General features: G+C 43.3%; 6 protein-coding genes and 1 pseudogene. All 7 read left to right on the top strand.

Annotated elements, in window-relative coordinates; all coding sequences use genetic code 11:
- The first annotated feature begins 99 nt into the window (after nt 1-99).
- The 7 genes and pseudogenes from pilG (at nt 100) to ACT3TU_RS07970 (ending at nt 12,107) form a co-directional block, all read left to right on the top strand.
- Nucleotides 100-477, top strand: coding sequence for a twitching motility response regulator PilG (gene pilG, locus ACT3TU_RS08000; RefSeq protein ID WP_045453505.1), 378 nt, complete (start codon nt 100-102; stop codon nt 475-477).
- Nucleotides 478-674: 197 nt separating this feature from the next.
- Nucleotides 675-1,037, top strand: coding sequence for a response regulator (locus ACT3TU_RS07995; protein WP_192523999.1), 363 nt, complete (start codon nt 675-677; stop codon nt 1,035-1,037).
- A 3-nt stretch (nt 1,038-1,040) separates the two neighbouring features.
- A complete protein-coding gene (locus ACT3TU_RS07990) occupies nt 1,041-1,571 on the top strand; it encodes a chemotaxis protein CheW (protein ID WP_192523998.1) in 531 nt (176 codons plus the stop codon).
- A 343-nt stretch (nt 1,572-1,914) separates the two neighbouring features.
- Nucleotides 1,915-3,144: pseudogene (locus ACT3TU_RS07985) on the top strand (methyl-accepting chemotaxis protein); the annotation flags it as partial.
- 115 nt (nt 3,145-3,259) lie between these two features.
- Nucleotides 3,260-4,225: a CheR family methyltransferase gene (locus ACT3TU_RS07980; RefSeq protein WP_192523996.1), complete on the top strand. Its 966-nt coding sequence runs from the start codon at nt 3,260-3,262 to the stop codon at nt 4,223-4,225.
- A 42-nt stretch (nt 4,226-4,267) separates the two neighbouring features.
- Nucleotides 4,268-11,113 carry an Hpt domain-containing protein gene (locus tag ACT3TU_RS07975; RefSeq protein WP_192523995.1) on the top strand — a complete coding sequence of 2,282 codons (6,846 nt, stop codon included), beginning with the start codon at nt 4,268-4,270 and terminating at the stop codon, nt 11,111-11,113.
- Nucleotides 11,103-12,107 carry a chemotaxis protein CheB gene (locus ACT3TU_RS07970; protein WP_192523994.1) on the top strand — a complete coding sequence of 335 codons (1,005 nt, stop codon included), beginning with the start codon at nt 11,103-11,105 and terminating at the stop codon, nt 12,105-12,107. Before ACT3TU_RS07975 ends, ACT3TU_RS07970 begins: the two co-directional genes overlap by 11 nt.
- Nucleotides 12,108-12,110 lie beyond the last annotated feature (3 nt).

The raw sequence follows: 12,110 nt of genomic DNA, 5'->3' as shown, positions 1-12,110 counted from the left end.
ATTAAAAGTTAATAAGTAATATTAAAAGTTGAAATAATAGGCAAATCTTGCATTGACAAATAGCGTTACGAATAAATAGTCGTTCATAGGATAATGATAATGGAAAATAATTTTGATGGTTTAAAAGTAATGGTGATTGATGATTCAAAAACCATTCGCCGTACCGCAGAGACTTTATTACAAAAAGCTGGCTGTGAAGTAGTGACCGCCATTGATGGTTTCGATGCTTTAGCAAAGATTGTCGATAATAACCCCGATATTATTTTTGTCGACATCATGATGCCACGTTTAGATGGTTATCAGACCTGCGCATTGATAAAAAACAATCCTGATTACGCCAGTAAACCAGTCATCATGTTGTCGTCTAAAGATGGCCTGTTTGACAAAGCACGCGGTCGTATCGTCGGCTCTGACGAATATTTGACCAAACCATTTAGTAAAGATGAGCTATTTGAAGCAATCAACCAGTATCGCTAATCGAGTACCGCTAATAAAAGAATATCGTGAACAAAAGAAATTTAGCCACTACCATTACTAATGGTTGCTCAGCACTTCATAACAGCCATATTGAAAATGATACGCCCTAAGGTGTTGGTGTGTTACTTTCAAACGGTTTGTCTCAATAATATACGAATATATCCTTATAGATATCTTCGAAAATAAAGGAAATTCCCATGACTACTGTTTTAGTCATTGACGACTCGCCATCTGAGATGGCGAAATTTCGCGACATGCTCTCTAAAAACAACTTTCAGGTGTTAGAGGCAACAAATGGTGAGCAAGGCTGTCAAATGGCGGCTGATCATCTACCAGATGTGATCTTAATGGACGTGGTTATGCCTGAAATGAATGGTTTTCAGGCCACTCGAAAAATTACTCGTGGTAAAACCACTTCACATATCCCCATCATTATGATTAGTACCAAAAATCAAGAGACCGATAGAGTGTGGGGTAAGCGTCAAGGCGCTAAAGAGTATATGGCCAAGCCCATCGATGAAAATGGACTGGTCAGTATCATTCGCAAAGTAATGGAGTAGATTGTGGCTTCCAGAGGATTTATTGAGCTTCTGCGTCTAGCAGATCTGGCACGGGCGCGCAAAAGTGGGCGTCGCGGTGGCCAAGAGTTCGACTGGCAAGGTGTGGTATTTGAGATTGGTGGGCAGCGTATGGTTGCTCCAATGGGTCAGGTATCAGAAGTATTAACCATGCCAGAGTACACAAGCTTGCCTCTGGTAAAGCCATGGATGCTTGGTATCGCCAATATTCGTGGGCGCTTATTGCCTCTAACGGATTTGTCACAGTTTTTGCAGGTGCCCAGTCGTTTAACACAAATGAGCCAACGCAAAGTCATTGTTATCGAACATGACACTGTCTTTTCAGGACTGCTGGTAGACCAAGTGCTAGGAATTGAGCAGTTTACTCAAGACCAATATCGCCCAGAAGCGATCGATGCCAATTCGCCCTTTGCTCCTTACAACCATGGTAAGTTTTTTAAGAATGATCAAGATTGGTATACTTTTATGCCAAGCTTGCTCGTGCAAGACCTGCAGTATACGGATGCTGCGATATAGTTTTTGATACAGAGAGAATCAGCGGTTAGCACGATGGCGACATAATAGCGAATGACTTGATTTGATATCAGCATTCATACAGGCTTTGTTAATCACTGTTGTTTTGATAACAATAAGATTGTCAAAGTCAGTCACGACAAGACTTTGACGATTGTTTGAAAGGATACGCACGATGAGTGATGTTATAAAAAAACCTGTAGCTGGTACGCCCAACGCAACAGCGGACAGCAAGTGGAAGTTATTATTAGGTCTTTTTGTTCTAATAAGTGTGGCTTGTCTGGTTTGGCTGGTCAACTCGTTATCATCGGTAAGTCAGTATTTAACAGACTTTAACCAGTCGGTTATTCTGCCGGTGGTGGTATTCGTTATAGGTATATTGGGCATTTTACTTGCTTTATATCAGCTACTCAAACAGCGCGGTGGTTCAGAACGACTGCTTATCGAAAAGGAAACACTACGTCGCCGTCAAGAAGCAGAAGCTGAGTCTGAGCGTGCGCGTCAAATCCAAGAAGAAAACGAGCGTAACCAGATCGCGATTCTGCGTTTGCTCGATGAATTGGGTGATTTGGCAGAAGGGGATTTGACCGTTAATGCAACTGTATCAGAAGATTTTACTGGTGCGATTGCGGATTCCGTGAACTTTGCCATTGACCAATTACGCCAATTGGTACTGGTTATTAACAGTACCGCTGATCGTGTGTCGCAGTCCTCAGATCAAACGCAGATGAACGCGGTTGAGCTTGCGGAAGCATCTGAACATCAAGCGCAGGAAATTGCTGGTGTGTCAGCGGCTATTAATGAGATGACCGTATCTATTGACCAAGTTTCAAATAACGCGGCAGAATCAGCAACCGTTGCCCAGCGCTCAGTTGCTATTTCTTATAATGGGGCAGAGGTGGTCCAGCGCTCTATCGAAGGTATGAACGTTATTCGTGATCAGATACAAGAAACCTCAAAACGTATCAAACGTCTTGGTGAGTCATCGCAGGAGATTGGTGATATCGTTGGTTTGATTAATGATATTGCTGACCAAACCAACGTCTTGGCACTAAACGCTGCTATTCAGGCGTCGATGGCTGGTGAAGCAGGGCGCGGTTTTGCGGTGGTTGCTGATGAGGTTCAACGTCTGGCTGAGCGTTCAGCCAACGCGACCAAGCAGATCGAAACCTTGGTAAAAACCATTCAGGCGGATACCAGTGAAGCGGTCATGTCAATGGAATCAACCACCTCTGAAGTAGTACGCGGTGCTCGTTTGGCAAAAGATGCTGGTGAAGCACTAGAGGAAGTACAGAGCGTTTCTAACACGCTGGCTGATTTGATTCAGAATATCTCAAACGCTGCATTACAGCAGGCTGAGTCTGCTGGTCATATTTCTCATACCATGAATATTATTCAAGATATTACCTCACAAACATCATCTGGTACGATGGCAACGGCACGCTCTATTGGTGAGTTGAGCGAAATGGCTGCAGCCCTTCAAGAGTCAGTGACAGGTTTTAAAGTATTGGATGATGATGAGTTATTAGCTGATGACATGATGGATACTGAGGAGACTTTGTCAGAAAGTGTTTAATCACACTTTTTGATAATCATGAGGCCTTGATAAAAACTGCCGTTTTTAAAATGCAATGTTAATAAAAATACGGTGCCCATTACAATGATGTGCCGCAGTAATTATAGCAGGTGACGTGAAGAATTTTACTCAACCAGACACAAGGCCAATTAAACCTACCGTGGTTCGGGCGTTGGTGCAGGACGGTGATTTTGATGCTCAGCAGTGGCAACGGTATATAGAGCAAGAAATTGGTTTTGTCTTACCAAATGGCCAGTTGCAGTGGCTGATAAATGCGATTGACCACACGGCGGCAGCGCATAGACTGACACCTCAGCAGCTGTGGTATCAATTACCAAAAAATGATGAGATGCGTCAGCAACTATTGGATAAAGTACTGATTCATGAAAGCCGTTTCTTTCGGCATAAACCTTCGATAGATTTTGTCACCAAATACGCATTGCAGTACCAGCAACTACGTACGGTGAAGGGTACTATTAACGGTGTTGCTGACAGTCATTCTGATGGTTTATTTCGTATTTGGAGTGTTGGCTGTGCGAGCGGGCAAGAGACTTGGTCGTTAGCCATGAGCTTGGCATCTGAGCAACTGGAGAACTATACGATACTGGGCACCGATGTCAGCCAACAAGCGATCAAAAAATCACAGTTAGGACGGTATCATAAACGCCAGTTGCCCTTAATACCTCAACGTTGTCAGCAATTCATTCATCCTTTATCAGCTAAGCATGCAATTGACGGCTCGAGTCTTTTTGCTTCTTCTACAGGAAAAGCAGCAACCACTAACGCTCAGGTACACTGGGAAATTGCACCAACTTTACAACCGTATGTCAGCTTTGCTTTACATAACATTATTGAACAAGAGCCACCCACTTCGCACCTTCAAAACATTATCATTTGTCAAAACATGCTGTTGTATTTTCGCAAATTTGATCAGCGTGATATTTTGGCGCGATTAGCTGAGCAGTGTGCATTAGGTGGATATATTATATTGGCTCCAGGTGAGGCGTTATTTTGGCGTCCTTCGAATATGCGCCGTATTGCGCACCAACAGGTTAATGTGTGGCAAAAAATCAGTGCCTAAATTAGTGCCTAAATTAGTGCCTAGACGAGTTAGGATGACCCTATGAAAAACCAGCCCAATGACATAGTGACGCTTGAGTGGTTATTACCGCTATTTAATCAGCAATTATCACAGGTAGCTGAAGGCTGGCAATTAGAGGCTAACAGCACTAATTACGAGCAGATGGCGCAGCATTACCATCAGGTTGGCGGCGCGCTGACTATGATCAACCTGCCTTTTTTAGCCACCCTTGCCAATAATTTAAGTTTATTAGCAGGCTTAAGTAATCATGATGATTTCTCTATTGACAGTCGACGCATTGGCCAGTTTTCTCAGCGGTTATTGCAGCGTGAATTGAATCAATATGCACTTACAGGTAGCTACCACACAGCTTTGATCAATAAAGCTACTAACGATCTGACCCAAGCATTATCGCTATTCGGTATAGCGACAGACTCACCTGTCATCTCTAGCGGTGACACCCATCACAATCTAAACAATGATGCTATCGAAGACAATATTATCGATAGCATTGAGTCGTTGATACCAGTTAGTAGAGTCACGGCGCACTTAGCAGACTATCAGTACCAACAGTTATTAATGGGTTGGCGACAGCAGGTACAAAAACTATTGCTTGCCAATGTTAATCAAGCGCCTGTATTGTCTGTGTTAGAGAAGGTTAGTCAATATCTATGGCAGACTGCTCAGGATAAGAATGTACAGCGTCTGTGGTATCTAGTCGAGCTATGGTTAAATGAGCTGGCTCATAATGAAACACCGCTCCCTACCCATTATGTACCTCTGTTAAGCCAGCTTGAGCAAGTAATAGAGACTGGTGTTCAACAAGCTGAGATGTGTTCACGCCTGATTAGAAGCTTAATTATAGATGTCTATATCGAGTTAAGTGGTCTTGCGCAAATTAGCGATAGCACCCAACTTATATTAAGGCATTTATCACAAAGCACCTCACCTGTACGCTTTTTACCGCGTATATTGAGCGAGCTTGAAACCCTTATCTTTGATTTAGATAAGCCGGACACCCTTCTAAATCCTTTACGAAAAATAAAAAATCAGCTTGAAGGTCGAGGCTGGACTTATTTTGTGTCGCAAATCGATGCTATTTTTACGGATATAGAGCAGGCTCTATCGTCAGAGGCAGGATATGCACCAGAGCAGCGTCATATTGAGCGTAAGCTCCAAGCGCTGTATGATGCTATCTATAAAACTGAACAGACGATATCTCTCAAGATAGGGGAAGCTGCTTCTTTTACCACCGCCTCTGAAGCAGCTGATAGAGCTGATACTCAGCTGGAAGACAGTCAAGAAACTATCTCTGCTGGTGAAGGCTTGCGTGAATTGCGCATTGCGGTAGAAGAGGTAAAACAAAGCTTTAACGAGTACATACAGCATCAAGATGTTCATTTGTTGCCAGCTGCCCAAGATTTTACCAAAATTGGTCATGCTTTTGCTGATATAGGCTTGCCCGCTATTAATCAAACCATAGATGATATGGCCAGTCTATTTATACAGCTGGCGGTTCATAAGGTGAAAACGCTCAGTTGGGATGTGACTCAAGCCTTAGCTGAGGGGCTAACTTCTATAGAGTTGTTACTTGACTACCTTGCGCAGCAGATTTTTGACCAGCAGTTGTTGACGCGGGCAAATGAATATACGGCTAAAGCGGCGCAGCTTATCAATGTCTATATTGAAGCACCAGAGACGGTCAATGATACCTTTGTTACTCAAAAGCCAGCAGCAACGGATGTCCTTCGTTACGATGATAGTGGTGAAATTATCCCTGTTACTGAGCAAAAATCTCATGCTAATGGTCTGAGTAATGCTGGTGAGAGTGAAGCGTTGCTACAAGCGCGTGAGCAAGTGAAGCCTGACAATTTTGATGTGGATGAAGATATTCGTGAGATCTTTATCGAAGAGGCGACAGAGGTTATCACTGACCTACAAGACTTCCTACCTATTTGGCAGCAAGATTCACAGGATTTAACACCGTTAACTGAAGTACGCAGAGGCTTTCATACCTTAAAAGGTTCAGGCCGTATGGTTGGTGCCTTTAGTGTTAGTGAGATGGCATGGTCAATTGAAAACCTACTCAATCGTCTGTTAGACAAGACCTTACCTGTCACAGACGAGGTGGTAAATTTGGTGATGGATACGGTAAAACGCTTACCCGTTATGGTCGCAGATTTTGAGGCGCAACAGCCGCCAAGTCTAGATCCTGCTATCACTATTCTACAAAGCCAAAACCTGATGACGCAGCAGCCTATTAATACTGGGTTAATCATACCTGAGACGGCACCTGATGAATTAGATAATAGCGGCTCTACTTTAGAAAATACGTCAGCGTCACAGACAGCCGTTTCAACGGCGATAACTGCGGATGATGTCGAAACTTCAAACACTTACCAAAATGAAGCAAGACATCTAAATGACTCTTCATCTGAGCTGCAAATTCCAGCAGTGCTTGCACCATTTATGTTAGAGACTGAGCAACTACCAGTGGATGCTGACGATGCTGATCCTGATATTAAAGAGATATTTATAGAAGAAGCCAACGAAGTGTTGGATGAAATTGTACCTTTGTATGAAGAGTGGCGATTGTCACCGACTGATCTAAGCAAGCTGATGGATATCCGTCGCGGATTTCATACCCTAAAAGGTTCGGGGCGTATGGTTGGGGCTAACTATACTGCTGAGCTGGCATGGGCGATAGAAAACATGCTGAACCGTATCTTGGATCACAGTATTGTGGCTTCAGCCGATATGCGTCAGCTCATTGCAGAAGTCTTAGCTGCTTATCCTGCTATGCTCACTACCTTTGAGAATAACCTTCAAGATTATCCAGAGATAGTGCCACTATGGATTGCCTGTGCTAACGCTTATAGTAAGCAGCAAGGTGATGCGTTCAGTTACGCTGCATTATATCAACAAGCATCGAAAGACTCTGAGCATGAAGTACTTCAAGGGTCAGCATTACTGCCCGACTCTAATGCAACCAAGATTATTTATGATAATGAAGAGATAGACTCAACGTTGCAAACTATCTACTCTGTCAATGAAAAAATAGCAGAAGCGCCAGTTATTTTAGCGCCTCAAAGCGAAGAAGAAAGAGTGTTCTGTGAGATTTTTATCGATGAAGCAGAAGGACTATTGCAGGATATTGATCAATTCGTTGATGAGCATCAAGATAAACCTTATATCGAAGTCACCGATGAGATTGTACGTGCATTTCATACGCTAAGGGGCGCGTCTGGCTCTAGTGCTTTGGTTGCGATCAGCGAAGTGAGTGGCACAATAGAGCAAAGCCTAGAGCTATTACAGCAGCAGGATACCGCCATGAGTGCTCAGCATTTAGAGGCATTGGCTCAGTCTGCCACGTTGATGGATGGTTATCTAAGCAATTATAAACAAAATGCTCAGCAACAAAATACATCAGAGGAAGATAACCAAAGCGAGCAAGATATAGCTTCGTTGCAAGCGATGCTTGGCGAGCAATACATCATTGGTGATAATAAAATTGAGACTGATAATAAGCCAACGATAGAGCAGCTGCTCGATAATAATATTGATGAACTGCTAGATGCTGAGTGGCAGCTAGATGAGGCACTGAACGACTCTGAGGTAGGGCAAGTTCAAAAGTATATAGAACAGCAAATATCACAAATAAAACACCTTACCAATAAAGCGCAAGAATTTCCGAAATTTACTTTGATACTCGGCGAGTTAGGTAATGCTTATAGTTATCTCAACGATAACCTTGATAAAGCAAAGGATGCGGACGTTCAAGCCATATTGCATGCCGGTCATGCTCAATTAGTCGGGTTGTTTGATGCATTAGCAGGTAGCACATCATTGAAGGTTGATACGCAAGTTATTGCAGATTTACAGCGTATTTATCAAGATGATGACAGTGGTGATGAAGGTGGCTTTATCGTTCGCAGTGTTGCTGCGCCTGAGCTACAGCTTGAGTCTATTGATACCGATATGGAGTTGTTAGAAATCTTCTTAGAAGAGGCGCAAGAGCTTGATGCGGCATTGGATGAAAGCTTCAATAAGTGGCGCACTGATATCACTAATATTAATGCCCTAAAGGTATTACAACGCCATCTGCACACGATCAAAGGTGGTGCGCGCATGGCAGGTATTCGTAGTATTGGCGATCTCACCCACGAAGCGGAAAGCGTTTATGAAGCGTTTGTAGAGAACAGACGAACACCGACAGCTCAATGGCTGGAAATTATGCAAATGGTGCAAGACACGATGTCTCTGCAAATCATGCATATCGTCAATTACAGAAAATCGTTTTTTACCCCTGAGCTGATTGAGCAGTTGCAGCAACTTGAAAAAGCCAAAACATTGCCAGAAACGGTAGAGCTAATCATTCCAGTACCAAAAGACAATGCGGCAGCTGCGCCTCAAGTTATTGATGGCATAAGTACTCATAGTAGTGAGACAGGTTCAGAGACACTCAACCTCGATACCCTGATTAAGCAGTCATGGGCTAATGGACTACCTGATCCTGATATATTATCGGTGTTTTTAGAAGAAGCAGAAGAGCTTACCAACCGTAATAAATATCTGCAATTATTCTTAAAAGATACCAATAACACGACAGCTCTACAGGCGCTGCAACGCGATTTGCATACCATCAAAGGTGGCGCACGTATGGTGACAGCGTCCGGTATCGCTGATTTGTCTCATGAGATGGAGTCGGTGTACAAGGATTTTGTCAATAAGCGCCGCCCTGCAACCAAGAAGGTATTAGAGCTGTTGGTTGCCAGTCATGATTGGCTTGCTGACGCAGTGTTTATTTTGAGTGAGCAGGTCAACCCACCGATACCGGCGTTACTGATTGAGGCACTGCAACAGTTTAGTAGAAACCCTGATAGCTTAAGACAAGTTCCTAAAGAGTCTTTGCAGGCACAGCGTGAAGCAATATTGATTGCTAAAGAAAATCAAGGCTCACAGTATCTGGCAAAAGATATTAGTGACATGCCGTCTATGATCAACCACACTAATGAAGAAGAGCAAAGCGTTAGTAATAATGAGATGATCCGTATTTCAGGTGGTTTGATCGAGCATATGATTAACTTGTCTGGCGAATCAGCGATTAACCGTGCCCGTATCGATATGGGTATCAGTAGCTTGACCAGTAGTATTGAAGAGATGGGTACGACGGTACAGCGCTTGGCAGATCAGTTGCGTCGGATGGAAATTGAGCTTGAAGCACAGGTTTTATCGCAGATAGATGAGGAGTTGATTAATAATGAAGGCTTTGACCCTCTAGAAATGGATCAATATTCTTCTTTGAATCAATTATCAAAGTCTTTGACAGAGTCAGCCTCAGATTTGGTTGATATTAATCATACGTTGTTAGAAAAAACCCGTGACAGTGAAGGCCTCTTATTGCAGCTGTCGCGCACGCAAACTGAGTTGCAAGATGGCCTCATGAATTCTCGTATGGTGCCGTTTACGCGTCTGACACCGCGTCTTGAGCGTATCGTGCGTCAGACGGCAAATGAGCTTAATAAGTCTGTTGAACTGACTATTATCAACGCTGATGATGAGATGGATCGAACCATTCTAGAGCGTATTACCTCGCCACTTGAACACATGCTCCGTAACGCCGTCGATCATGGTATCGAGAGTACTTCGACACGTCTCAGAGCAGGGAAAGAACGTAGCGGGCGTATCACTCTAGAAGTTCGCCGCGAAGGCAGTGAGATTGTCATTCAGTTAAGTGATGATGGTCGCGGAATCGATGTAGAATCCGTACGTAAAAAGGCTATTTCTCAAGGTCTTATCGATAAGAATGATAGCAGCCTCACTGATCTCGATATCATGCAGTATATCTTTAACGCTGGGTTGAGTACCAGTAAACAAATCACCCAAATCTCTGGACGCGGCGTTGGCATGGACGTGGTGATCAGTGAGATTCGTCAGTTAGGTGGCGTTGTGTCTGTCGTCTCAGAGCTTGGTAAAGGATCAATCTTTACGATGCGCTTACCACTGACGGTTGCCGTATCTGATGCTTTGGTAGTACGTGCAGCGGATCGTTACTATGCCATACCACTGGTACAGATTGAGCGTGTGGTTCGTATCAACCCAGAAAAGCTTTACGACTATTATCAGTCTGATAATGACACCTTGAACTTTGAAGATGTCGATTATCGAGTACGCTATCTAAATGAGATTTTATCAGGTAATAAATTGAACGAGCTGGTGGTCAACACCAATACCAGCTTACCGCTTATTATTATTAAAAACCGTACGGGGCAGAATATTGCTCTGCAAGTAGATCAGATTGCAGGCTCGCGGATTGAAGTGGTGGTCAAGCCATTAAGTCAACAGTTATCAAATTTACAGGGTATTTCAGCAGCGACCATCATGGGTGATGGTTCAGTGATGCTCATTTTAGATTTGATCGCTTTAATGCGTAATGCGCAGCTGGTTAAAAATATACCGCAAGCTGCCGAAACTAAACGAACACGCATAGAGACGACCAAACCTACTATATTGGTTGTTGATGACTCAGTCACTGTCCGTAAAGTGACGTCACGCTTCTTGGAGCGCCAAGGCTTCAATGTCATCGTTGCAAAAGATGGGGTCGACGCCATTGAGATACTACAAGAGACAACGCCAGACATGATGTTGCTGGATATTGAAATGCCAAGAATGGATGGTTTCGAGGTAGCGACCCAAGTCAGACATAATAAGCGCCTGAAAGATATTCCAATTATTATGATTACATCACGTACAGGTGAAAAACATCGTGAACGTGCGCTAGAAATCGGCGTAAATGACTATATGGGTAAGCCATTCCAAGAAAAAGAGCTGCTCAATAAAATCCGGAATCTACTGGGTTCAGAGGTCAGTCTGACTCATGAAGGATAATACGCGTATTGTAGCACTAAAAGAAAAAAATAATCAAGATATTAAAGTACTGATAATTGCAGAAGATCACCGTCAGCGTATGGCTTTTTCCGATACCATACACAGTTGTGGCTTTAGCCTTGTTGGCTGTTTATCACGAGTACAATTGCAAGAAAAACCTGAGCTCTCTGATGTGGCTATCGATATCTGGCTCATCGATAGTGACTATGACGATAATGTGGCGACTGCGACCACTGCTTCTAAGTCATCCACTGTACTGGTAGGTTTTAGTCAGGCACCTTATCTTAATGAGGCGCAGCAATATGCCAAGTGGCAGCGTAAGTTAAAGCGTAAACTGGCGCAAATGCTTGATTTGCCGATGCTAATAGATAGTCCAGCTGATAACAGCGACAATATGGATACCGATTGGCGCTATGTAGTGTTTTTGGGTGCTTCTATGGGTGGACCTAGCGCCGTAAAAGAGTTTTTGGATAACTTACCAACCACGCTGCCTGTTTGTATATTATTAGCGCACCACTTTAACCAAACCATGATTGGTACATTGCCACGCATACTTAATCGCCAAAATAACTGGCGTTGTCAGGTCATTACTTCGTCGCAGCGTTTAAGAGCAGGCCAGTGTCTTATAGCACCTGTTGATAAGCAGATTGTTTGTGATTCGACTGGTCGAGTGATATTGTTAGACCAAGCTTGGGATGGCGAGTATAAACCTGCTATTGGTAAAATCCTCAAAAACACCAGTGATGTTTATGGTAGCGAGCTTATCAATATTATATTTTCAGGTATGGGCAACGATGGTTCTCAGTATTTGGATCTTATTCAAGATAACAACAGTCAATTATGGGCGCAACAACCCAGTTTAAGTACTTGTCCGAGTCAACCTCAGGCTATTATTGATTCAGGATACTGTAGTTTTGTCGGTAGCCCTGCGGAATTAGCAAAAAAACTGATGGATTATATTGATGAAAGGGCGGCTACTGCCTCTTTACATTAACTT

It is taken from the genome of Psychrobacter sp. AOP3-A1-26, from assembly GCF_052378235.1.
In the GTDB taxonomy this organism is placed as follows: Bacteria; Pseudomonadota; Gammaproteobacteria; order Pseudomonadales; family Moraxellaceae; genus Psychrobacter.
The sequence above is the reverse complement of the archived record's forward strand: the minus strand, read 5'-3'. Positions and strand labels throughout refer to the sequence as shown.

What these genes read in the sequence shown, in the direction of transcription:
- pilG (WP_045453505.1), top strand. Translation starts at nt 100, where the DNA reads ATGGAAAATAATTTTGATGGTTTAAAAGTAATGGTGATTGATGATTCA.
- ACT3TU_RS07995 (WP_192523999.1), top strand. Translation starts at nt 675, where the DNA reads ATGACTACTGTTTTAGTCATTGACGACTCGCCATCTGAGATGGCGAAA.
- ACT3TU_RS07975 (WP_192523995.1), top strand. Translation starts at nt 4,268, where the DNA reads ATGAAAAACCAGCCCAATGACATAGTGACGCTTGAGTGGTTATTACCG.
- ACT3TU_RS07970 (WP_192523994.1), top strand. Translation starts at nt 11,103, where the DNA reads ATGAAGGATAATACGCGTATTGTAGCACTAAAAGAAAAAAATAATCAA.